This is a genomic window from Acidimicrobiia bacterium, assembly GCA_036396535.1.
In the GTDB taxonomy this organism is placed as follows: Bacteria; Actinomycetota; Acidimicrobiia; order Spongiisociales; family UBA5794; genus DASWKR01.
The window spans coordinates 16,254-38,785 of record DASWKR010000030.1 but is presented as its reverse complement, the minus strand read 5'-3'; the positions used below and the strand labels follow the sequence as shown (position 1 = coordinate 38,785).

Below are 22,532 nucleotides of genomic sequence, written 5' to 3'. Positions count from 1 at the left end.
TCGCAGTGGTGCGAGGGTGGTACGCAGGAACGGGAGGCTCCTCAGCCGAGAGCGGCGACCACCCCGTCACCCATCTCAATGGTCGAGACGCTCGGTCCGCCGGCTGCGATGTCGACGGTCCTGAGCCCGTCGTCCAGCACGCGATCGACGGCGACCTCGATGGCGCTCGCAGCCTCCACCGCTCCGAGCGAGTGCCGCAGCGCCATCGCCGCCGCCAGGATGGCCGCCAGCGGGTTGGCGGTCCCCTTTCCGGCGATGTCGGGCGCCGATCCGTGGATCGGCTCGTACAAGCCGGGGCCGTTCGAGCCGAGCGAGGCGGACGGCAGCATCCCCATCGAGCCCGGCAGCATCGACGCCTCGTCGGTGAGGATGTCCCCGAACAGGTTGCCGGTGACGACGACGTCGAAATCCCTCGGCCGGGCGATGAGGTGCATCGCCATGGCGTCGACGAGCACGACTTCGTATTCGACGTCGGCGAACTCGTCGGCCATGATGGCCGCCGCCACGCGGCGCCACAAGCGGGAGACCTCGAGCACGTTCGCCTTGTCGACGGAAGTGAGTTTGTTACTGCGCTCTCTGGCGGCCTGGGCTGCCAGCCGGACGATCCGCTCGACCTCGCCCTGCGAGTACACCATGGTGCTCGACGCGCTCGTCCCGTCTGCGGACACGGACGAGGGCCCGAAGTAGATCCCACCCGTCAGCTCCCGGAAGAACAGGATGTCGACCCCTTCGACGATCTCCCTGCGAAGTGGCGACGCTCCGATGAGCTGGGCATGGCCCTTGATGGGGCGCAGGTTGGCGAACAGCCCGAGCTCCTTGCGGAGCCGCAGCAGCCCTGCTTCCGGCCTCGTCTTGGCGGCGGGGTCGTCCCACTTCGGGCCTCCGACGGCGCCGAGGATCACGGCGTCCGCCGCCCGGCACGCCTCTAGCGTCGATTCGGGGAGAGGGTCGCCGAAGTCGTCTATGGCGTTGCCGCCCATCGGGCGCTCCTCGAAGACGAGCGAGAGGTGGTGACCGTGCGCCGCGGCCACGAGCACTTTGCGGGCCTCGGCGAGCACCTCCGGTCCGATTCCGTCGCCCGGGAGGAGGACGATGTGGGCCATCAACCTCCCTCCAGTGCGCCGTGATCGATGCTCGCCTTGTTGAGCGCGGCGACGAATGCCCTGGTCGAGCCCTCGACGACGTCCGTCGAGACTCCTCGACCGGAGAACGTCTCCGAGCCGACCTGGATCACCACATTGACCTCGGCCATGGCGTCCGCCCCGGTCGTGAGCGGGCTGACCCTGTAGTCGACGAGCGTCGCCGCGATCCCGAAGAGGTCCTGGAGGGCGACGAACGCCGCGTTGACCATGCCGTCTCCGTGGGCGGTCGCCTCGATGATCTCCTCGCCCCTCGCCACCTTGACGGCTGCGACGGGGAGTGCGTCACTGCCACCCGACACGTGGACACTCAACAGTTGGAGAACCGACCCCCTGATGGGGGCGTTCTCCTCGACGATCGCCAGGATGCCTTCCTCGCTGATCTCGCCCTTGCGATCGGCGAGCTCCTTGAAGCGGGCGAACGCCCCGGCGAAGTCCTCGTCCTCGAGCGAGACCCCGAGCTTGCGAAGGGCGTCAGAGAAGGCGGCCCTTCCCGAATGCTTCCCGAGCACGATGCGGCTCGCCTGGCCGACCGAAGCCGGATCCATGATCTCGTACGTCTCGCGGTCGCGCAGCACACCGTGCTGATGGATCCCGGACTCGTGCGAGAAGGCATTCCGCCCGACGACGGCCTTGTTGTACTGGATCGGGTAGCCGGTGAGGCTCGACACGAGCCGGGACGTGTCGTAGATCTGGGTGGTGTCTGCTGCGATCTCGACCCCGAAGTAGTCCTGGCGGGTCTTCACCGCCATGATGATCTCCTCGGTCGACGTGTTACCGGCCCTCTCTCCGATGCCGTTGATCGCCCCTTCGATCTGGCGGGCCCCGGCCTTGATGGCAGATAGCGAGTTGGCGACCGCCAGACCGAGATCGTTGTGGCAGTGCGTCGAGATGGTCACGTCCTCGTTCTTGCCGCGCACGTCGGCATACACCCGGGACATGAGGGCTACGAAGTCCTCGGGGATGGCGTAGCCGACGGTGTCCGGGATGTTGATCGTGGTCGCTCCCGCCTCGACGGCCGCCCGGCACGTCGCGATCACGAAGTCCGGGTCCGACCTGGTGGCATCCTGCGGCGAGAACTCGATGTCCTCTGCGTACTGCTTGGCGCGGGCGACGCCTTCGACGATCGACTTCATCACCTCCTCGGGGGTCATCCGGAGCATCCGCTCCATGTGGATCGGCGACGTCGACATGAACACGTGGATGCGTTTGCTGTCTGCCCCCTTGAGCGCTTCGGCTGCCTTGTCGATGTCGTCCGGGTGGGTGCGCGCCAGCGATGCGATGACGGGACCGCGGACCTCGTTGGCGATCCTGGCCACCGCTTCGAAGTCTCCGGGCGAGGACGCCGCGAAGCCAGCTTCGATCACGTCGACCCGGAGGCGGGCCAACTGATGGGCGATCGCCACCTTGTCGTCGGGGGAGAGGGCGATGCCGGGCGCCTGCTCGCCGTCTCGCAGTGTCGTGTCGAAGATGATCAGCCTGTCGCTCATTCGGGTCGCTCCTTGTGCAGAGTGGTCGGGATCTGCGGCGTGCCGGGTCGAGCGCGAGAGGGCGCCCGCCCGGCTACATAAGGAGCAGACCGAGGAGGGCGGAGCGCCGCGCCGCGCCGTCGAGATCTCTCGACGTCTGCGTCTGGTGTCGCGTCATGCGCTGCATCGTTCCCGCCTGCTGAGCCGGTCGGTCATTCAAGCCGATTTGAGCTTCGGTTTCTTCGTGTCCCGCGACTTGGCGTCGCGCTTGAGGGCGATCCTTCCGGACTTGACGATGTCGAGGATGCCGTACGGCCGCATCAGCTCGAGGAAATCGGCGAGCCTGGCAGGGTCGCCCGTCAGCTCGAACGTTATCGAGTCGACGCCGACGTCGATGGCGCTGGCGTCGAAGATGCCGGCGGCGTCGAGCAACTCGCTGCGCTTGGCGGTCTCCGTGCTGACTCGCAGCATCATCACCTCTCGCTCGACGCTCTCTCCCGGGGTCAGCTCCGTCACCTTGACCACGTGGACGAGCTTGTAGAGCTGCTTGATGATCTGCTCCATCTCCGGGCCGTCGACGACCACGGTCATCCGCGACATCTCGGGATCGATCGTCGGGCCGACGGCGAGCGAGTGGATGTTGAAGCCTCTCCGGGCGAACATCGACGAGATCCTCGCCAGCACCCCCGGCTTGTTCTCGACCAGGACGCTTATGAGGTGGTTCATTGCAGCTGGTCCAGGTTCAGGATGACGTCGTCGTTCGATCCGCCTGCCGGAACCATCGGGAAGACCATCGCATCCGGGTCGCACACGAAGTCGATGACGACGGGCTTGTCGTTGATCGCCAGTGCCTTCTCGAGGGTCGGTATGACATCAGACGGGCGCTCGGCCCGCAGTCCGACGCACCCCATCGCCTCGGCGAGCTTGACGTAGTCCGGGGTATGGCTGGTGAGGTCGACGGCGCTGAAGCGCTCGTTGTAGAAGAGACGCTGCCACTGTTTGACCATCCCGAGGGAGCCGTTGTTCATGACGGCCACCTTGATCGGGATGTTCTCGACGGAAGCCGTGATGAGCTCCTGGCACGTCATCTGGAAGCATCCGTCACCGTCGATGGCGAACACGAGCTCCTCGGGGAGGGCCGCCTTGGCACCGACGGCAGCCGGGAGGGCGAAGCCCATCGTCCCGAGCCCCCCTGAGTTGATCCAGGTCCTCGGGCGCTCGAAGCCCCAGAACTGCGACGTCCACATCTGGTGCTGGCCGACCCCGGCGACCACGACGGCGTTGCCCTCTGTGAGCTTGTGGAGCTGCTCGATGACGTACTGCTGCAGGATCGGGCCGTCCGGATCCTGCTCGTATGCCAGCGGGTGGTCTCTCTGCCAGGTGTCGAGGGTCTCCAACCACGCCGCCCGAGGAGGGGGCTGGTCGCCGTCGAGCACCTTCACCATGGCCGCGTGGAGCTGCTCGAGCACCGACTTGGCGTCGCCCACGATCGGGATGTCGGCGGCGCGCACCTTGCCGATCTCGGCGGGATCGACGTCGACGTGGATGATCTTGGCGTTGGGGGCGAACGTCTTCGGGTTCCCGGTCACCCTGTCGTCGAAGCGTGCGCCGACGGCGATGAGCAGATCGGCGTGCTGCATCGCCGTGATGGCCGTGTAATTGCCGTGCATCCCGGGCATACCGAGGCAGAGAGGATGAGAGTCGGGCATCGCCCCTCGTGCCATCAGGGTGGTCACGACCGGGGTGTTGGCGAGCTCTGCGAACGCCCTCAGGTCGGCGGAGGCGTCCGCCCTGATCACGCCACCACCGCAGTAGAGGACCGGCCTCGCCGATTGGTGGATCATTGCCACGGCGGCCTTGACCTGCTTCGGGTGGCCTTTCACGGAGGGCTTGTAGCCGGGGAGGTTGATCTGTCCTGCGCGATGCCATGTCATCTGCCCGGAGAGGATGTCCTTCGGGATGTCGACGAGCACGGGGCCCGGCCTCCCGGTGGCCGCCAGGTGAAATGCCTCTCGGATGACGTCCGGGATGTCGTCCGGATCGGTGATCAGGTAGTTGTGCTTCGTGACGGGCATCGAGATGCCCCACGTGTGCGCCTCCTGGAACGCATCCATGCCGATCGACTTGGTGGACACCTGGCCGGTGATGGCGACCACGGGGACGGAGTCCATGAGGGCGTCCTGGAGGGCGGTGATCAGGTTGGTCGCACCGGGGCCCGACGTCGCCCACACGACGCCGACGCGTCCAGTGGCGTGGGCGTATCCGGAAGCCATGTGCCCTGCGCCCTGCTCGTGCCTGGCGAGGACGTGTCGGATCTTGCTGTCGAGGATCGGGTCGTACGCGGGGAGGATGGCGCCACCCGGCACGCCGAAGATCACCTCTACGTCCTCGAGCTCGAGGGCTCGGACGAGGGCTTCGGCTCCGGACAATGTCTCGCTCATGGCGGTGGCTCCTGAGGAACGAAAAAACCCTCCCGTCTGGGAGGGTCGGGCGCATACGACGCTGCGGCGTATGCGCCTAGGGGAGTACGAGAATGGTGGTTGGGCTCATTTGGTCACACATGGTGTCGTGTCGAGTATGGCACTGCCGAGGAGACTGTCAAACTCCTGGTGGGTTCATCGGCTCGGATCGCTCGAGACATGAGGAATTGAGTCGGGGAGCGGGCAAAACCGATCGACGGGAGGCTCGAGTGGTGGAGCGCAAGCATGTCCGCGACGCACTCGCCGGTGTCGTCGCTGCTGCTCGCGTCGTGCTCGACGAGCTCGACTCGAACGAGGTTCCCGCCTCGCTGCGTCGAGCCGCCGCCGTCAAGGGCGGAAGGCTCCCACCCCCGCTGGCGAGCGCATTGCTCGCCGAGCTCGACGAGAACGAGTGGCTGCGGGGAAAGGTCGCAGAGACGCTCGGCGACGACGCCGATCCGGTGACCCGAGCCTTCCTGTCACGCCACAAGGGGTGGTGGGAGGCCGTCGCCGTTGCCGTCGCAGAGCGGGGCATGCGGGATGCCGAACGCTCCGCCCGCCAAGCGACGGCCGACATCACGTCCCTACGCGTCGAGGCAGAGGAGGCGCGCCGACGGGCCGGCGCCAAGACGATCAGTCTCGAGCAGACCGTGGCAGCCCTGAAGCGCGACCTGGCCGCGGCCCGGTCGGATCAGAGACGATCGGGCGTCGACGATGCCTCGGCGGTCGACGATCTGCGCGCCGCGCTGGCGAGTGCTCGGACCGAGCTGGAGTCGGAGCGGACCGCCCGCATCGATGCCGAGAGCCGCCTGGTGTCGGCGACCGAGCGGCTGCTGAAGGTGCGGAGAGGCAGGGAATCCGGGCCGGGGCGGTCGGCGGAGGCGATCCCGGCAGATCCCGTCGCCATGGCCCGCCTGCTCGATGCCCAGGCCTCGACGGCTGAGCGCAGGCAGGCGTCACCACGAGCGGCGGATGGCGCCGCGAGCCGGGAGGGTCGCCGGCGCCGCCTGAGCCTGCCGGCCGGGATGAGCCCTGAGTCGCCGGAAGCCGTGCGCTGGCTGCTCCAGGTCGAGCCACCCGTGCACTTGATCGTCGACGGCTACAACGTCCTCTTCCACGTGGACGAGCGGCGCACGGCTACGGGTGCGTCGCGGCAACGGCTCAACGACGCATTGCGGCGGCTCAGGCGACAGTCGGGGGCGCGCCCTGCCATCACCGTCGTGTATGACTCCCGGCTCGCCGGCGGCCGCCGTGAGCGGTCGGGCGTCGGTGAGATCGAGATCAGGTTCGCGGAGGAGGGAGTCACGGCGGACGATGAGATCGTCGACCTGGCTGCCGGCGCCGGCAGGGTCGCCGTCGTCTCGAGTGACCGCGACGTGCAGGAGCGAGCCTCGGCGAGCGGAGCAGTGCTCGTGTGGGCCGAGGCGCTGGCTGCGCTGATCACCGGCTGAGAAGATCGCGTATCAGACTCGAGGCCCGGGCGTCGGGTGAGCATTCGGAACCGCCGGGGGAACCCAGGGGTGGCGGCTCCGGGATCATCCCTTCAGACAGCGGGCGCGGCCTTCGGGCCGCGTTTGCTGTTGGTGGTCCACCGGATCTCGTTCCCGAGCGGCTGCCGTGCGGAATCGGGGCTTTGTCCGCTGCCGCACTGTTCGGGCGGGACCGACTCCGGCGGGCGAGCCTGCTACCCGGCCAGCTCGGCCATCGCCCTGATCGTTGCGATGTCATCCGACTGGACGAGGAGGGTGTCGACGCCGGCCTGACGCCAAGCTTCCAGTCGATCCCGGATCCGCTCCGGCGGCCCGATGAGGGCAACCTCGTCGGCGAGCGCGTCCGGGACCGCAGCGACGGCCGCCATCCGGTCACCGGCCAGGTAGCGGTCCTGGATCTCGGTGGCCGCCTCCTCGTACCCGTACCGGCGCGCCAGATCGTTGTAGAAGTTGCTGCCCTTGGCGCCCATGCCACCCACGTAGAGGGCGATGTTCGGCTTGACGGCGCGATAGCCGGCGTCGATGTCGTCTGTGACGACGCACGTGGCGCCGGCGACGACGGCGAACCGTTCCGCCTTCCTCGCCTCGCCCGAGGCAGCGAAGCCCGCCTCGAGCAGCGGCCCGTAGACGTCTGCGGCCCGCTCGGGGGAGTAGAAGATCGGCAGCCAGCCGTCGGCGATCTCGGCAGCGAGGGTCACGTTCCGGGGCCCGATCGCCGCGAGGTAGATCGGGATCTCGTGACTCGGGTGCGTGATCATCTTCAGCGGCTTGCCGAGCCCGGTGGCGTCCTCACCCTGGTACGGGATCTCGTAGTAGTCGCCGTTGTGTGTCAGCGGCTCCTGTCGGGCGATCGCCTTGCGGACGACGGCCACGTACTCCCTGGTCCTGGCGATCGGTTTTCCGTAGGCGACGCCGTGCCAGCCTTCGACGACCTGAGGACCGCTCATCCCGAGCCCGAGGATCATCCTCCCGCCGCTCAACTCGCTGAGGCTGACAGCGGTCATCGCGGTCATGGCTGGGGTTCTCGCCGGGATCTGCATGATCCCTGCACCGAGCTTGAGCCGCTCGGTACGGGACCCGATCCACGCAAGCACCGAGACGACATCCGAGCCCCACGCCTCGGCCGCCCACACCGAGTCGTAGCCGAGCCTCTCTGCCTCGAGGACGACGGCCATATCGAGAGCCGTCGCCGGGCCCGCGTAGTTGATCGTGATTCCCAGCCGCATCCTGGTCCTCCGGCGAGGACGCTACTCGGCGGTGGCTCTTCCCGGTGCCTCGCGAAATCTGTCACACGGGCGCGATACGTTGGCTGCAGAGAGAGGCGGCATGGGAGGCGAGATGATCATCGACTGCGACGAATGTGCCATGCAGGGCACCAGCGCCTGCGACGACTGCATCGTCACGGTGCTGCTCACGGGCATGGACGCGAGTCCAGCCGACCGCGGTCACGTCCACCTGGACGACGACGAGTCCGAAGCACTGGAGAACCTGGCCGATGTCGGCCTCGTGGCTCCGCTCAGGCTGGTTCCATACCGAGACGACCCGGGAGTCGCAGCCGGCTGACGGTGCTCCCGTCCCGCGGCATACACTCGTTCGAGCATGACGGCAGAGCTCTTGGAGCGACTCGAGGCGGAAGCGAGATCGCTCGGCGTAGTTGGGATGGGCGTCACCGGGCCCGAGCCCTTCGATGAGGTTCGTCGGACGATGGATCGCCGGGCGGCGACCGGCGAATCCGCCGATCTCGGCTTCACGTACAAGGATCGGAGTCGTGCGACGACGATCCTCGAGTCGTACCCGTCGGCGCGGTCGATCGTGTCCGTTGCGTGGCCGTACGTTCCGGCTGCAGGTTCGCCTGCTCGGCCCGCACCCGGGATGGGGCGGGTCGCCCGCTTCGCGGAGAGGAACCATTACAAGAGTCTCCGGCGAGTCCTCGATCGTCTCGTGGCCACCGTGGAGAGCGAGGGTCACGCCGCCTGGCAGCTCGCCGACGACGATCGTCTCGTCGATCGGGCCGCCGCGGTGCGCGCCGGGGTCGGCTGGTGGGGCAAGAGCACCATGGTGCTCGTCCCAGGGGCGGGACCGTGGGTTCTTCTCGGCTCCGTTGTCACGGACGCCGCCCTTCCCCGCTCGGAGCCGACGAGGCGTGACTGCGGGACGTGTGCGGCGTGCCTGCCTGCGTGCCCGACGGGGGCCCTCGTCGCTCCCGGCCAGATCGACGCCCGCAAGTGCATCGCATATTGGGCTCAGGCGCCCGGCGTCATCCCGAGGCGGATGCGGGCCCTCATGGGGGATCGGCTCTACGGGTGCGACGAGTGCTTGACGGCCTGCCCGCCGGGCCACCCCGTGCTCGGCAGGGCGACAGACGTGCGAGGGACAGTCGACCTCGCAGAGGTGCTCGGTCTCGACGACACGACGCTGATGCGGCGCTTCTCCCACTTCTACGTTCCCAGGCGCGAGGCGCGTCACCTGAGGCGCAACGCCATCATCGCTCTCGGGAACGTCGGAGGGAGGAGCGCCTTCGGCGTCCTCGCCGGTTACCTAGGTCATCCCGACTGGCTGCTGCGCGCCCACGCCGCCTGGGCCCTTCAGGCACTCGATCATCCCCGCTCCGAGGAGGTGCTGTCGGAAGCGCGGCGATCGGAGGAGGATCCCAGGGTGCTCGCCGAGCTGGAACATGAGCAGTACGGCATCGAGCCGGGTCTACGCTGACCGGCCGATGCCACAGGCCGTGCGATGATCCCAGTCTACGCAATCGCCCTCATCACCGGGTTAGCGGGCCTCGCCGTGTGGGTGGTTCGGGGCGGAGACACGTCGCACACCGGATCGGCCGCAGGAGACAACCGCGGGCCGGGTGGGCGGGCGAGGGCACTGATCGGGGCACTGAGCGGCTTCGGGCTGGCGGGAATGTCCGCAAGCTTCGCCGGATGGCACGGGCTGGCAGCCGCCGGCGCGGCCGTCGTGGCGGCGGCCGCCCTCGGCTTCTACGCCTCTTCGTGGCTGGCGAGCGGCGGTGAAGCCGAGTGAGGCTCATCGCCGACGTCCACGGCGCGGCGGCCGCCTTGCGAAAGGTGGCGGTCGGGACCGGTCCCTTGCTCGTGCTCGGAGACCTCATCAACTTCATCGACTACAGGACGAACGACGGGATCCTCGCCGACGTGTCGGGACTCGACTTCGTGACCGAGATCGTCGAGCTGCGAACGAGGGGAGAGTACGAGGCGTCCGCCGATCGGTGGCGGGAGCACGCCAGTGGCCGTGAAGAGCAGCTGAGAGCGGACTACGACGAGCGTGTCGAGGCCGCCTACGTCGAGATATGCGCCGCGCTCGGCGACGCCGACGCTTACGTGACGTACGGGAACGTCGACCGGCCCGAATCGCTGCGGGACCACCTCCCGAGGACCGCCCGGTACGTCGACGCCGAGGTCGTCGACATCGAAGGGATTCGGGTCGGTTTCGCAGGTGGCGGGATCACGAGCCTCGGTACGCCCGGAGAGGTCACCGAAGAGGAGATGGCGGCCAAGCTCGAGCAGATCGGCCCGGTCGAGATGCTCTGCACGCACGTACCGCCGGCGGTGCGCCCGCTTGCGATCGACGTTCTCGGTGGCCGGGCGAAGGGCTCTGCGGCGGTGCTCGACTACCTCGGCAGGCATCGGCCGGCCTTCCACTACTTCGGCGACATCCACCAGCCGATGGCACTGAGTTGGCGGGTCGGCGAGACGATGTGCCGCAACGTCGGATACTTCCGGGGAACGGGAAACGTCTTCACGCACGAGGTTTGAGGGCGCGCCCCATCACGACGTTCGGTCGGCGTTGGCGGCGATTGCAGCCGACAGAAACGCTGCCAGCCCCTCTCCGGCCTTGTCGATGTTCTTGGCGAACCGCTCGTCGGCCACGTACGTCAGACCCAGCCCGGCGTGGATCTCGGGTGTGCAGTCGTAGAACCACTTCGAGATGTGGGCGCGGTGCCGCTCGGCCAGGTCCATCGCCGCGGCGCTCTCCGCCGGGACCTTTCCGGCCATCAGCGCGAGAAGTCCTTCGTTTATCGCTACTGCCTCCTCCTGGTGCTGTAGCCAGTCCTGCTTGGTGTAGCTGTCGGTGCGGCTCACCGACTCCTTGTAGGCGTCGGTTCCGCCCCACCGCTCCTCGGCCTCCTGCTCGTGCTCGGCCGGGTCGAAGTCGCCGAACACCTCCAGCATCTCCTCTGGCGACAAGCTCATGCCAGTCCTCTCTGCTTCGATTGCGTCGTCCACCGCCTCGATCATGTCCATCAGCCGGCTCGCCCTCGCTTCGAGAAGCTGGCGCTGCCTGACGAGGGCCTGGTCGCGCCGGTAGCCGGGTGCCTCGACGATCTGCCTGATCTCTTCGAGCCCGAACCCGAGCTCCTTGAAGAAGAGCACCTCTTGGAGGCGCTCGACCTGCCTCCGCCCGTACAGGCGGTATCCCGCCTCGGTTCGCTCGCTCGGCGAGACGAGCCCGATCTGGTCGTAGTGATGCAGCGTCCGCACGGTCACCCCGGCGAGCCGGGAGATCGCACCGACGGTCAAGGTGGTTTCCATGCTTGGACCGTACACCCTCACGTAACGTGAGGGTCAAGTGGGATCTCGCGCACCGAGTGCCTGCCGGCTCAGCGGCCGCGCGGGAAGCGTCGCCAACTACTCTGGCGGCGGAGGATGATCGAGGGAGCAGTAGCCGAATGGCGATGGAAGGAACCGTTCAGAGCATCGAGGTCTCGGCCGAGCCGCAGCACGTGTACGAGGTCGCCCTCGACCTCGAGGCGTACCCCGAGTGGGCGACCGGCGTGAAGCAGGTCGAAGTCCTGGAGGAAGACTCGCAGGGACGCCCCGCCAAGGTCGCTTTCGTCGCAGACGCCATGATCAAGGAGATCAGCTACACGCTCATCTACTCGTACGACCTCGAGAACGGCTTCTCGTGGACGGCCGAACAAGGCGCCGACATCAAGTCCATGGAAGGCTCGTACGAGTTCACCCCCCTCGAGGAGGGCGGCACCCAGGTGCTGTATGCCCTCCGCGTCGACCCGGCGTTCACGGTGCCCGGCTTCCTGCGGCGCCAGGCGGAGAAGCAGATCGTCTCGAGCGCACTGCGCGGGTTGAAACGCAGAGCTGAAGCGCCCTGATGCGCGTCATCCTCGTAACCGGCAAGGGCGGAGTCGGCAAGACGACGGTGGCGGCGGCGACGGCCATCCGGGCAGCAGACCTCGGACATCGCACCCTCGTCATGTCCACCGACCCGGCCCACAGCCTCGCCGACGCCTTCGGGCTCGACTTCGGCGACGATCCGTACGAGGTGACGCACCGCCTCGAAGCCCAGCAGATCGACGCCCAGGCGAGGTTGGAGGACACCTGGGGAGCGGTTCGGGACCACCTCACCGAGCTCTTCGACTGGTCGGGCCTCAAGGGTGTCGAAGCGGAAGAGCTCACGGTCTTCCCCGGCATGGACGAGATCTTCGCGCTTGCCACGGTTCGTGACCACGTGCGATCAGGCGAGTACGACGCCATCATCGTCGACTGCGCCCCGACCGCCGAGACCCTGCGCCTCCTCAGCCTCCCCGAAGTGCTCTCCTGGTATATGGAGAAGATGTTCCCGATCGGGCGGCGGGTCGCCAAGGTGGTGCGGCCGGTCCTGAGCCGCGTGTCGAGCATGCCGGTCGCAGACGACAAGGTCTTCGACGCAGTCGCCCGGTTCTACGAGCGCCTCGACGGGATCAGGGAGATCCTGTCCGACCCGGCGACGACCTCGGCGCGTCTCGTCATGAACCCGGAGCGGATGGTGATCGCCGAAGCGAGGCGAACGTATACCTACCTTGGCCTCTTCGGGTACTCGGTCGATTCGGCGATCGTCAACCGGGTGCTCCCCGACACCGTTTCCGACCCGTACTTCAAGCGCTGGCAGGAGATCCAATCGGAGCACCTCCAAGCCGTCGAGGAGGGCTTCGCCGACGTCGACGTGCGTAGGTTGAGGCTGTTCGACGAGGAGATGGTCGGCCCGGAGAAGCTCAGGATCGTCGGCGAGGAGTTGTACGGCGACCTCGACCCCACCGAGAGGCTGTCACACGGCGAGCCGTTCCGCGTCGACGACGAAGACGATCAGGTCGTCCTGGTGCTCTCCGTTCCGTTCGCCGAGAAGCGTGACGTCGACGTGCTCCGCCACGGCGACGAGCTCTTCATCACGGTTGGTCCGTACCGGCGGTCGTTCGTGCTGCCGGACTCGCTGAAACGTCGCGAGGTACGCAGGGCGCAGCTCCTCGACGGCGAGCTGCGCGTGACGTTCGGTGACGGGTGATGGGAGAGGACCCGCTCCAAAGCGACGATCAGAGCACGTCCGACGTCGTTCGTACGGCCTTTCAGCGAGCGGGGCTGCACTGGCTCCGGGCCGGCTACGAGGTCCTGGCGGGGGTGAGCGCATTCTTGGACGAGCTGGCATCCCACAGGGGTGAGGAGCCGGCCGGCGACGGCCGTGCCACGAGGATCGAGCTGGAGGACTGAGTGGTCACCACGGTCGGCCTCGACCTCGGCGGCACGAAGCTACTCGCAATCCGTTTGGAGGACCGCGCCGTCGTCGAGACGGCCGTCCTGCCCACGCCGGACGATGCCGGCGAGCTGACGAAGGCTGCGATCGACGGCGTCCGGGCCGTCTGGCGTGAGGATGTCGAGGCGATCGGGGTCGGGATCGCCGGTCTCGTGCGCTTCCCCGAGGGCGTGTTCGTCTGGGGTCCGCACGTCGCAGGCACCGGGATCCCGGTGCGAGCCGACTTGCAGGCGGAGTTCGACATTCCGGCGGTCGTAGACAACGACGCCAATGCGGCCGCCCACGGCGAGCTCGTCCTGGGGAGCGCCACGGGTCACGACCATGTGCTCGTCGTGACGCTGGGCACGGGCATCGGCGGAGCCATCGTGCTCGACGGCCAGGTCCGCCGCGGTGCCTCGTTCGCAGGCGAGTTCGGGCATGTGCTCTTCGAAGCCGACGGACTGCCGTGCGCCTGCGGCAGGCGGGGGTGTTGGGAGACCGTCGCCTCAGGTCCTGCACTTGCCAGGCTGGCGGCCGAGCACATCGCTGGTGATGCAGAGGGTCCATTGGCGCGGCGGCTCGGGCCGTCATTCAGCGCAGAGGACGTGACGGAGGCCGCCGAAGAAGGCGACGAGACGGCACGCGCCCTCGTCGGCAGGATCGGCGAGGCGTTCGGACGGGGGCTGGCGAACCTCATCGCGGTGTTCGATCCACAGATGGTCGTTGTCGGCGGAGGACTCGGTTCGGTCGGCGAGGTGATCATCGAGCCGGCGCGCCGCGTCGTGGCGGATGTCATCCATGGTGGCTCGCATCGTCCTCCACCGCCTATCGTCGCGGCGGGTCTCGGTGCGTCCGCCGGCGCCGTCGGGGCGGCCGTGCTCGCAGCGGACCTGGTCGGCGGGTCTGCGAGATGAGTCGGGAGGCGACGAAATGACCGAAGGCGGAGAAATCGTCCCGATCGGGCGAGGCGAGTCGGACGTCGACCGCCTCGAGGTCACCGCCCCACGATCGGGGAAGGAGCTCCTGATGGAGGCGGCGCTGGCGTTACCGCAGCTCGCCCGCCTGCTCTACGGGCTCATCCGGGATCCGCGCATCCCGAGACGGCGCAAGCTGGCGGCGTGGCTGGTGGTCGGATACGCCTTCTCGCCGATCGATCTCATCCCCGACTTCATCCCGATCGTCGGGCACGTCGACGATGTCCTCCTCGTGTGCCTGGCCATCGATCAGCTCATCGACGCCGCCTCTCCCGAGGTGCTGGAGGAGCACTGGAAGGGGAGCGAAGACGCCCTCGAGATCGTGGCGGGGGTCGTGGGTTGGGGTGCGGAGCTCATTCCCAAGCCGATCAGGGCGTTCGTGGCGCGGTGACGTCGTGAACCACCCCGGGAGGACCGTGATCGGGGCGGCGCTGATCGTCGCCGGTGTCATCGCCCTCCTCGGTACCGCTGGAGTCGTCGAGGCCGGTGAGATCGTCTCGAAGTGGTGGCCGCTCCTCATCGTCGCTCTCGGTGTCGCACAGTACGTGGCCGATCCCGACGCCTGGATCGGAGCTCTGATCGTCACCGTCGTCGGCCTGATCCTCCTCGGCACCCGGCTCGGCACGTTCTCCGGGTCTGTGTGGAACTGGGTTTGGCCCGTCGGGTTGATCGGGATCGGCCTGTCGATCTTCGTGGTCCGGTTTCGCCCGGAGACCCGGCAAGGCGAGAAGGCGAGGATCACGGCGTCGGCGATCCTCAGCGCCAGGCAGCTCGAGTCTTCCTCGGCGGCATTCGAGGGGGGCGACCTGACCGCGGCGTTCGGATCGTTGAAGGTGAACCTCACGAACGCCACCCTCGTCCCGGGCGCCAGGATCACGGCCACGGTCCTCCTCGGTGGAGTCGACGTGATCGTCCCGAAGGGGTGGAAGGTCAAGCTCTCGGGCACGCCGATCCTGGGGAGCTGGGACAACACGACGCGACAAGACACGGTTCCCAACGACGCCCCCGAGCTCGAGGTGAGGGCGCTCGTGATACTCGGAGGCGTGGAGGTGCGCCACGTCGAGCGCTGGTCGTAGGGGCGCAGCCGGCGGGCAGGCCCAAACGCATCGGCACCGCCCCGCGGGGATGATCACCGCACCAAGCGACAGCCTGGTGAGTCCTGCTCCGCGGGCGCTCGACGATTGAAACGAGTGTCGCGAGACCCGGGTTACGCTTGACTCGTGGAGTTCCGACGCATCAACAACCTTCCGCCCTACGTGTTCGCCCACGTCAATCAACTCAAGCTGGAGGCCCGCCGCGCAGGTGTCGACGTCGTCGACCTCGGCTTCGGCAACCCGGACATCGCCTCACCGCCGAGGGTCGTCGACAAGCTGGTCGAGGCGGCGCGCAACGAGCGAAACCATCGCTACTCGGCATCCCGCGGCATCCCGAACCTGCGCAAGGCGGTCGCCGATCGGTACAGGCGCCGCTTCGGCGTCGAGCTCGACCCCGACACCGAGATCATCAACACCATCGGCGCCAAGGAGGGCCTCTCCCATCTCATGTGGACCCTGGTGCAGCCCGGCGACGTCGCCCTCGTCCCGGAGCCCTCGTATCCGATCCACATCTACGCCCCCGCCCTCGCAGGTGCCGAGGTTCGGCGGCTGCCGGTGACCTCGGGGGAGGAGTTCTTCGAGCATCTCGAGCAGAGCGTCGCCGACTCGTGGCCGCGGCCGCGGGCGCTGGTGACGTCGTTCCCTCACAACCCGACGACGACGTGCGTCGACATCGGGTTCTTCGAGCGGCTCGTCGCCTTCGCTCATCGCTACGGGGTGATGCTGGTACACGACTTCGCGTACGCCGACATCTCGTTCGACGGGTATCAGCCGCCGAGCCTGCTCCAGGTGCCGGGCGCCAAGGAGGTGAGCGTCGAGCTGTACACACTCTCGAAGAGCCACTCGATGGCGGGATGGCGGGTCGGGTTCGTCGTGGGCAACCCGGAGATGGTCGGGGCGCTCGCCAAGCTGAAGTCGTACCTCGACTACGGGACGTTCCAGCCGATCCAGATCGCGTCGATCATCGCCCTCAACGAGGAGGACGCCTACATCGACGAGGTCAACGCCATCTACGAGAAGCGGCGCGATGTGCTCGTCGACGGTCTCAGCCGGGCAGGCTGGAAGATCACCAAGCCGCAAGGCACCATGTTCGTGTGGGCCGAGATCCCGGGTCCGTACGAGCACCTCGGCTCGCTCGACTTCACGATCCACCTCCTCGATGCGGCCAAGGTGGCCGTCAGCCCGGGCATCGGCTTCGGGCCGTCGGGTGATCGCCATGTGCGCTTCGCCCTCGTCGAGAACGAGCATCGCACCGCCCAGGCGGTGCGCGGGATCCGCAAAGCCCTCGACAAGCTCTGACACCCGGCGCCCATTCGTTCTTGCGTCCCCGTGTCGCACAGATGCGATGCCCGGACGCCGGAACGGGAAGAGATCAGGGTCCGATGTAGGCCCGCTCGACGTACTCGCTCACCATCCGCCTGGCTGAGAACCGGGGGAGCGCCGTCGCAATGGCCTGCTTCATCATGGCGACCCACTCGGCGGGCACCCCATCGTCGCCCCGGTCGTAGAAGCGGGGGACCACCTCCGTCTCGAGGGCGTGGTAGAGGTCGATGGCGTCCTCGGCGTCGGAGCGCGGCTGCCCTCCGAAGCCCCACCCGTTGCCGTCGACGTTGCCCTCGATCCACCAGCCGTCGAGCACGCTCAGGTTGAGGCCCCCGTTCATCGCCGCCTTCATCCCGGAGGTTCCGCTCGCCTCCTGGGGTGGCCTCGGGGTGTTGAGCCAGACGTCCGCCCCCTGTGCGAGCACCCCACCGAGCGCCATGTCGTAGTTCTCGATGAAGAAGACGTGCCCGCTCAGCTCGGCGACGTTAGACATCTCGACGATCCAGCGGATCAAGCCCTGGCCCTCCCGATCGGCTGGGTGCGCCTTGCCGGCGAACACGATCTGAGTCGGGCGTTCCCGGTCGGTGAGCAGAGCCCGCACCCTGGCCAGGTCGGAGAAGAGCAGGCCCGCTCGCTTGTACGTCGCCATCCGTCTGGCGAAGACCAAGGTGAGCCGGTCGACGGGGAGATCGGTCTCGATGGTTCGCAGCTCGTTGGGGCTCGCCCCATGCCTGGCTCGTGCGTTGCGCAGCCGGTTGCGGAGCTGCCGCAGCATGTGCTCCTTCTGACTGAGGTGAGCGTTCCAGAGCACGTCGTCCGGGGCGTCGAGGATCGCCTTCCACGTGCTCGGATCCGATGCGTGCTCGTCCCAATCCTCGCCGACGAGCTTGCGGAACAGCCTGCCGATGGCTGGTCCGACCCACGTCGGTGCGTGTACGCCGTTGGTGATGCCGACGGCCGACCCGCCGATGAGGCTCTCCCAGTCACCCGTGACGACCTCGGCGTGGCGCTGCGAGACGCCATTCGTCTGCCGGGACAGCCGGATGGCCAGGGCACCCATGTCGAACCAGCCGGCGTCGCCGCTCGGCGGCGTGCTCAGCCGAGCGAGCTCATCCGTGTCCGCCTCTGGGAGCGCTTGCGAGAGGTGCCGGGTCGCCACGTCGAGGTCGAACACCTCGTTGCCCGCCGGGATGGGGGTGTGCAGCGTGAACACGGTCGTGCTCTTCACCGCCTCGATCGAACCGGCGACGCTCACTCCGCCCGCCCGGGCGATCCGAAGCCGCTCTAACAGTGACGTGGCGGCGTGGCCTTCGTTGACGTGCCACACGGCAGGTTCGATCCCAAGGGCAGCAAGGATCCGGGCTCCGCCGATTCCGAGGAGGATCTCCTGGCAGAGTCGGAGCTCACGTCCCCTCGTGTACAGCGCGTCGGTGATGGGACGGTCGGCAGGGTCGTTCTCGGGAAGGTCGGTGTCGAGGAGCAGGAGAGGGACCCGGCCCACGTCGACTCGCCACGCCGCCACCCTCACGACGGATCCGTCGAGCGCCACGTCGATCTCGAGGGGATGCTTCGTCGTCGGGTCGATGACGGGTCGCATCGGGCGCCGCGCAGGCTCCATCTCCGAGTAGACGTGCTGCTGGTGGCCGTCGGGGTCGACCGTCTGCATGAAGTACCCCATCCGGTACAGCAGGCCGACGGCGATGAGCGGAACTCCGAGGTCGGACGCTGCCTTGAGGTGGTCGCCTGCGAGAATCCCGAGGCCCCCGGAATACAGGCGCAGCTTGTGGTGGATGCCGTACTCGGCGCACAGGTAGGCGATCGGGCCGGCAAGGTCGCCTGAATGGTTCTCGTCGAACCACGTGCTGTTGCCGTTCATGTAGGCCGAGAATCGCAGCATCACGTGGTCGTACAGAGCCGTGAATGCGGCGTCCGTCAGCAGCTCCTCGAAGGCCGCCGCATCGACTTCGCGGAGCAGGTCGATCGGGTTCTCGTTGGAGCGCCAGCGAGCAGGGTCGATCTTGGACCACAACTCGATCGCCTCGTGATCCCACGACCACCAGACGTTGAACGCCAGGTCGTGGAGGCCCCGGACGGGGGCGGGGACGCGCAGGGGGGCTCCCGGGCCAACCGGTATGAGGTCTAACAGGTCGTGCATGGGTCCGTCGTGAAGGGAAACCGCGCATTCTGGCCGGTGCGGCGCCTGGCTCCAAGCTCATTCAGGCGCAGTCGTCCGTGACCTGGGACGCCGCTATCTCGGCATGTCTCATGTGCTGCCCGAGACGGGCGCCCTCGACGTACGAGTGGTAGATCTCGTGGGCCACCTCGCCGAGACGTTGCAGGTCGGTGAGCACGAGGAGCTCGAGGCTCGCCCCGGCAGCTCCGCCTCCTGCGTGGCGCCGCACAGACGAGGCGGCACATCGCATGGCGAGCTCGCCGTTGATGTACGCGTGGCCGTCCTCGTGATCGCGGCTCTGCGCCACACCGGGATATCCGGGTATCAACTCTGCCGTGATCGACACGACCGTCACCGCATCCACGCCGACGGCCACGTCGTAGAGCGGATAGGCGAGGGCCGCCGTCCTCCCGGCCGCGAAGCGCTCGACGCCGGTCGTCGCCATCCAGTCGATTCGTTCCGGGTCGCCTGAGAGCTCCGTCAGGTAGCTGCGAACCGTCTCGTCGGTGCTCGACCGGACGTGCACCCCGATCTCGTCGAGCAGCGCCCTTCGGATGGTCTCGCGGGAGGCGGCGACTCCGATACGAACCCGCAGCGGCTCGGCGGTGTGAACCACGACGGGAGCGTCCGGATCGATCGCACCCTCCCGGGTCATCGAGACGACGACGAACCCGCTCAGCACGGCCAGCAGAGCCACGAACAGCTTCATGGCAACAGATCGGCGCCGGCCGCCGTCACCTTGACGGCATGGGCGACCGGCGATGCCTGGAGCGTCGTCGGTCTCGCTACCTTGGTGACCCGACTCTGTGAGGAGGGGTCCCAGGCGATGCCGTACGCCATTCTGTTCCCAGGACAAGGCAGCCAGTATGTCGGCATGGGAGCAGACGTCTTCGCGGCGATGCCGCACCTGTTCGGCGGGGTGGACTCGGTGCTCGGCTGGTCGCTGGCGGAGCTGTGCGCCGCCGGTCCCGAGGACGAGCTCACCGCCACGGACAAGGCGCAACCTGCGCTCTACGCGGTGTCGTACGCCCTGTGGGACGCGTTCCTGGCGCACGTCGATCGACCGCCGGCGGCGGCAGCAGGCCACTCGCTCGGCGAGTACACGGCCCTGGCGGCGGCGGGGGCGTTCGACTTCCTCACCGGCCTGGCACTGGTGGCGGCGCGCGGCAAGGCGATGGCTGCCGCAGGCGCCATCCAGCCGTCGGGGATGGCGGCCTTGGTCGGCGCAGACGAGGAAGCCGCAGAGGCGCTGGCGGCGGCTCGTCGCCACGAAGGCGGCAAGCTCTGGGTGGCCAACCTCAATGCTCCCGGTCAAGTCGTCGTCGCCGGCGGCTCCGCCGACATCGCCTGGGCGGTCGAGCATGGTGGCGACCACGGGATTCGCAGGGTCGTGCCCTTGAAGGTGTCCGGGGCCTTCCACTCTCCACTCATGGCGCCTGCGGCCGACGAGCTGAGAGCCGCGCTCGAAGGAGTGGACGTCTCGGCGCCTGCCTTCCCGGTGTGGGCGAACGCCACAGCCCGCCCGGTGACCGACGTCGCCGAGTCGCTCGCGAACCAACTCGTCGGCACGGTTCGCTTCGCCGAGTCTCTGCAGAACATGGCGGACGCCGGGATCGACGTGTTCGTCCACATAGGACCGGGGGAGGTGACGGCGGGCTTGGCCAGGAGAACGCTGCCCGACGCAGTCGTGGTGACCGTCTCCTCGCTCGACGACGTCGAGCCGGCGATGGAAGCGATCGGATGACGGCTCTTCCCCGCACCTGCCGGTACGGGCTCTTTAACATGGCCTCTCTCGTGAGAAGGGTTCCCTGATGCGACAGGCGACGATCAGCGGGTGGGGAAAGTGCGTCCCGCCCGCCGTCCTGAGCAACGCCGACCTCGAGTCGGTCATGGACACATCCGACGAGTGGATAACGACCCGCTCCGGCATCAAGGAGCGCAGGATCTCTCACGTGGAGTGCTCCGAGATGGCGACGGTGGCAGGCAGCCGCGCCATCGCCGCCGCCGGCCTCGAGCCGACCGACATCGACCTCATCCTGATGGCGACCTGCACCCCCGACCGCCTCATCCCGGCCGCAGCCGCCATGGTCCAGCGCCGCCTCGGGGCGGAGGGCGCGGCGTGCATGGACATCAATGCGGCGTGCACCGGGTTCGTGTACGGACTGGCGACGGCGTCCAGCATGATCAGCGCGGGCCTCATCGACAGGGCTCTCGTCATCGGAGCCGACAAGCTCTCGGCTTTTCTCAACTTCGCGGTTCGGGACACCGCCGTTCTGTTCGGCGACGGAGCCGGAGCGGTCGTCCTCGAAGCAACCGACCGCGATGAGGGAGTGCTTGCGACGACGCTCGGAACGGACGGCTCGCTCACCGAGTCGCTCACCGTCACCGGGACCGGCTCGGAGTCGGTGCCACCACCCGTCGACGGCAAGACGATCCACATGGAGGGGCGCGAGGTATTCCGCCATGCGGTGGTGCGGATGGGAGAGACGGCAGCCGAGGCGATTGAGAAGGCCGGCCTGACGGTCGACGACGTCGACATCCTGGTACCGCACCAAGCCAACATCCGGATCATCGACAACACCGCCAGGCGGCTCGATCTGCCGCAGGAGAAGGTGTTCACGAACATCGCCTCCTACGGCAACACCTCTGCGGCGAGCATCCCCATCGCACTCACCGAGGCGCTGGAAGAGGGGCGGGTGCGCCCGGGCGCCAACGTGGTGTTCGTCGCCTTCGGCGGGGGGCTCACGTGGGGGGCGGCAGTGGTGCGCTGGGGTGAGCGCGTCGTCCCGCTCGCCGAAAGCGCCGCGGCATTGCCGCCGACGGACAAAACGGGCCTGGAGCTTCTCGCCGCCCGGCCAGGCAGAGGCGCATGAGCCGCGTCGTCCTCGTCACGGGTGGGTCCCGCGGGATCGGGAGAGCGATCGCCGAGCGCTTCGGCGACCTGGCATATCGAGTTGCCGTTAACTACGGCTCGAACGCCGGGGCGGCGGCCGAGACCGTGAAGGCGATCGAGGCGACGGGCTCCGAGGCGGCCGCCTTCCAGGCCGACGTCGGCGATCCCGACCAGGTCGCCAGGATGTTCGAGGAGGTCCACGAGCGATTCGGACCCGTGGAGGTGCTCGTCAACAACGCAGGCATCACGAGGGACACGCTCCTCCTGCGCATGGACGTGGCAGCCTGGGACGAGGTCATGAACACCAACTTGCGGTCGGTCTTCCTGTGCTCCAAGGCGGCTGCGCGGGACATGCTCAAGGCGAGATGGGGAAGGGTGATCAACATCAGCTCCGTCTCCGGCATCTCCGGCAACGCAGGTCAGACGAACTATTCGGCGAGCAAGGCGGGAATCATCGGGTTCACGAAGTCGCTCGCCAAGGAGCTGGGATCGAGAGGGGTCACCGTGAATGTCGTGGCTCCGGGATTCATCGAGACCGAGCTGACGGCGGTTCTCGGTGACCGAATGATGGAATCGGCGGTCGACAACATCGCCGTGGGGCGGCTCGGCCGCCCCGAGGAGGTGGCGGCGGCCGTCGGCTATCTTGCCTCGGACGAAGCGGCATACGTGACTGGGCAGACCATCGTCGTCGACGGTGGCCTCGCCCTCTGAGGGTGACGAAAGGGGAACCCAACGATGGACCGAGCGGAGATCGAGTCGAAGCTCGTTGACCTTCTGGTCGACGAACTGGGGCTCGAGCGCGACAAGATCACGCCGGAGGCACGCTTCGAGGAGGACCTCGAGGTCGATTCGCTCGGCGTCGTCGAGCTGCTCATGGCACTCGAGGACAATTTCGATGTGAAGATCCCCGACGACGAGGCAGAGAAGATCACCACGGTCGGTGAAGCCGTCAGCGTCGTCGAGGCCAAGCTCAGCTAGACCGATACGAGGGAGGCC

The 22,532-nt window shown here is 67.8% G+C and carries 25 protein-coding genes; 16 read left to right on the top strand and 9 right to left on the bottom strand.

Translation table 11 applies throughout. The features are described from left to right. Positions 1-41 precede the first annotated feature (41 nt). The 4 genes from leuB to VGC47_04905 all read right to left on the bottom strand — a co-directional run bounded on the left by leuB (position 42) and on the right by VGC47_04905 (position 5,049). The gene (leuB, locus tag VGC47_04920; GenBank protein HEX9854636.1) at positions 42-1,106 is read right to left on the bottom strand and encodes a 3-isopropylmalate dehydrogenase; all 1,065 of its coding nucleotides are present in this window, start codon (positions 1,104-1,106) and stop codon (positions 42-44) included. Next, the gene (locus VGC47_04915; protein HEX9854635.1) at positions 1,103-2,629 is read right to left on the bottom strand and encodes a 2-isopropylmalate synthase; all 1,527 of its coding nucleotides are present in this window, start codon (positions 2,627-2,629) and stop codon (positions 1,103-1,105) included. The genes leuB and VGC47_04915 overlap by 4 nt, the downstream gene beginning before the upstream one ends. A 195-nt stretch (positions 2,630-2,824) precedes the next feature. Beyond that, on the bottom strand, positions 2,825-3,334 hold the full coding sequence (ilvN, locus tag VGC47_04910) for an acetolactate synthase small subunit (protein HEX9854634.1): 510 nt from the start codon (positions 3,332-3,334) through the stop codon (positions 2,825-2,827). Then, positions 3,331-5,049 (bottom strand): acetolactate synthase large subunit, encoded by a 1,719-nt coding sequence (locus VGC47_04905; protein ID HEX9854633.1) that lies wholly within the window; start codon positions 5,047-5,049, stop codon positions 3,331-3,333. Before VGC47_04905 ends, ilvN begins: the two co-directional genes overlap by 4 nt. A gap of 251 nt (positions 5,050-5,300) precedes the next feature. On the opposite strand from VGC47_04905, the gene VGC47_04900 reads away from it, so the two are divergent. Then, the gene (locus tag VGC47_04900; protein HEX9854632.1) at positions 5,301-6,518 is read left to right on the top strand and encodes an NYN domain-containing protein; all 1,218 of its coding nucleotides are present in this window, start codon (positions 5,301-5,303) and stop codon (positions 6,516-6,518) included. Positions 6,519-6,751: 233 nt separating this feature from the next. On the opposite strand, the gene VGC47_04895 is transcribed toward VGC47_04900, so the two are convergent. Continuing rightward, positions 6,752-7,783: an LLM class F420-dependent oxidoreductase gene (locus VGC47_04895; protein ID HEX9854631.1), complete on the bottom strand. Its 1,032-nt coding sequence runs from the start codon at positions 7,781-7,783 to the stop codon at positions 6,752-6,754. A 112-nt stretch (positions 7,784-7,895) separates the two neighbouring features. Here VGC47_04895 and VGC47_04890 point away from each other — a divergent pair, with 112 nt between their 5' ends. Genes VGC47_04890 through VGC47_04875 form a run of 4 tightly spaced genes read left to right on the top strand, consistent with a single transcriptional unit; the run spans position 7,896 to position 10,333 of the window. Next, positions 7,896-8,120, top strand: a complete 225-nt coding sequence (locus VGC47_04890) for a hypothetical protein (protein HEX9854630.1) — start codon at positions 7,896-7,898, stop codon at positions 8,118-8,120. A 36-nt stretch (positions 8,121-8,156) separates the two neighbouring features. Beyond that, positions 8,157-9,266, top strand: a complete 1,110-nt coding sequence (gene queG / locus VGC47_04885) for a tRNA epoxyqueuosine(34) reductase QueG (protein ID HEX9854629.1) — start codon at positions 8,157-8,159, stop codon at positions 9,264-9,266. Between the two features lie 24 nt (positions 9,267-9,290). Then, entirely contained in the window at positions 9,291-9,581 is a 291-nt protein-coding gene (locus VGC47_04880) for a hypothetical protein (protein ID HEX9854628.1), read from the top strand. After that, entirely contained in the window at positions 9,578-10,333 is a 756-nt protein-coding gene (locus VGC47_04875) for a metallophosphoesterase (protein ID HEX9854627.1), read from the top strand. Before VGC47_04880 ends, VGC47_04875 begins: the two co-directional genes overlap by 4 nt. Positions 10,334-10,345: 12 nt before the next feature. Here VGC47_04875 and VGC47_04870 read toward each other — a convergent pair whose 3' ends face one another. Then, positions 10,346-11,110, bottom strand: coding sequence for a MerR family transcriptional regulator (locus VGC47_04870; GenBank protein ID HEX9854626.1), 765 nt, complete (start codon positions 11,108-11,110; stop codon positions 10,346-10,348). Between the two features lie 143 nt (positions 11,111-11,253). On the opposite strand from VGC47_04870, the gene VGC47_04865 reads away from it, so the two are divergent. From VGC47_04865 to VGC47_04835, 7 genes are all read left to right on the top strand, one after another. Beyond that, on the top strand, positions 11,254-11,688 hold the full coding sequence (locus VGC47_04865; protein ID HEX9854625.1) for an SRPBCC family protein: 435 nt from the start codon (positions 11,254-11,256) through the stop codon (positions 11,686-11,688). Then, positions 11,688-12,854: a TRC40/GET3/ArsA family transport-energizing ATPase gene (locus tag VGC47_04860; GenBank protein ID HEX9854624.1), complete on the top strand. Its 1,167-nt coding sequence runs from the start codon at positions 11,688-11,690 to the stop codon at positions 12,852-12,854. Before VGC47_04865 ends, VGC47_04860 begins: the two co-directional genes overlap by 1 nt. Further along, complete coding sequence (locus VGC47_04855; protein ID HEX9854623.1) at positions 12,854-13,057, top strand: hypothetical protein; 204 nt, start codon at positions 12,854-12,856, stop codon at positions 13,055-13,057. The genes VGC47_04860 and VGC47_04855 overlap by 1 nt, the downstream gene beginning before the upstream one ends. Then, the gene (locus tag VGC47_04850) at positions 13,058-13,993 is read left to right on the top strand and encodes an ROK family protein (GenBank protein HEX9854622.1); all 936 of its coding nucleotides are present in this window, start codon (positions 13,058-13,060) and stop codon (positions 13,991-13,993) included. Between the two features lie 16 nt (positions 13,994-14,009). Then, positions 14,010-14,444 (top strand): DUF1232 domain-containing protein, encoded by a 435-nt coding sequence (locus VGC47_04845; GenBank protein ID HEX9854621.1) that lies wholly within the window; start codon positions 14,010-14,012, stop codon positions 14,442-14,444. Positions 14,445-14,448: 4 nt separating this feature from the next. Continuing rightward, on the top strand, positions 14,449-15,129 hold the full coding sequence (locus VGC47_04840; GenBank protein HEX9854620.1) for a DUF5668 domain-containing protein: 681 nt from the start codon (positions 14,449-14,451) through the stop codon (positions 15,127-15,129). A gap of 144 nt (positions 15,130-15,273) precedes the next feature. Next, positions 15,274-16,446: an aminotransferase class I/II-fold pyridoxal phosphate-dependent enzyme gene (locus VGC47_04835; protein HEX9854619.1), complete on the top strand. Its 1,173-nt coding sequence runs from the start codon at positions 15,274-15,276 to the stop codon at positions 16,444-16,446. Positions 16,447-16,519: 73 nt separating this feature from the next. On the opposite strand, the gene glgP is transcribed toward VGC47_04835, so the two are convergent. The 3 genes from glgP to VGC47_04820 form a co-directional block, all read right to left on the bottom strand. Beyond that, positions 16,520-18,625: an alpha-glucan family phosphorylase gene (gene glgP, locus VGC47_04830; protein ID HEX9854618.1), complete on the bottom strand. Its 2,106-nt coding sequence runs from the start codon at positions 18,623-18,625 to the stop codon at positions 16,520-16,522. A 61-nt stretch (positions 18,626-18,686) separates the two neighbouring features. Continuing rightward, a complete protein-coding gene (locus VGC47_04825; protein ID HEX9854617.1) occupies positions 18,687-19,352 on the bottom strand; it encodes a hypothetical protein in 666 nt (221 codons plus the stop codon). Next, complete coding sequence (locus VGC47_04820; GenBank protein HEX9854616.1) at positions 19,349-19,483, bottom strand: hypothetical protein; 135 nt, start codon at positions 19,481-19,483, stop codon at positions 19,349-19,351. The genes VGC47_04825 and VGC47_04820 overlap by 4 nt, the downstream gene beginning before the upstream one ends. Between VGC47_04820 and fabD the strand changes: the two genes are divergently transcribed. From fabD to acpP, 4 genes are all read left to right on the top strand, one after another. Further along, positions 19,470-20,387, top strand: coding sequence for an ACP S-malonyltransferase (gene fabD / locus VGC47_04815; GenBank protein HEX9854615.1), 918 nt, complete (start codon positions 19,470-19,472; stop codon positions 20,385-20,387). The two genes, VGC47_04820 and fabD, sit on opposite strands and share 14 nt — an antisense overlap. 67 nt (positions 20,388-20,454) lie before the next feature. After that, entirely contained in the window at positions 20,455-21,516 is a 1,062-nt protein-coding gene (locus VGC47_04810; GenBank protein ID HEX9854614.1) for a beta-ketoacyl-ACP synthase III, read from the top strand. Beyond that, positions 21,513-22,247, top strand: a complete 735-nt coding sequence (fabG, locus tag VGC47_04805; GenBank protein HEX9854613.1) for a 3-oxoacyl-[acyl-carrier-protein] reductase — start codon at positions 21,513-21,515, stop codon at positions 22,245-22,247. Before VGC47_04810 ends, fabG begins: the two co-directional genes overlap by 4 nt. A gap of 24 nt (positions 22,248-22,271) precedes the next feature. Further along, the gene (gene acpP / locus VGC47_04800) at positions 22,272-22,514 is read left to right on the top strand and encodes an acyl carrier protein (GenBank protein HEX9854612.1); all 243 of its coding nucleotides are present in this window, start codon (positions 22,272-22,274) and stop codon (positions 22,512-22,514) included. The last annotated feature ends 18 nt before the right edge of the window (positions 22,515-22,532 follow it).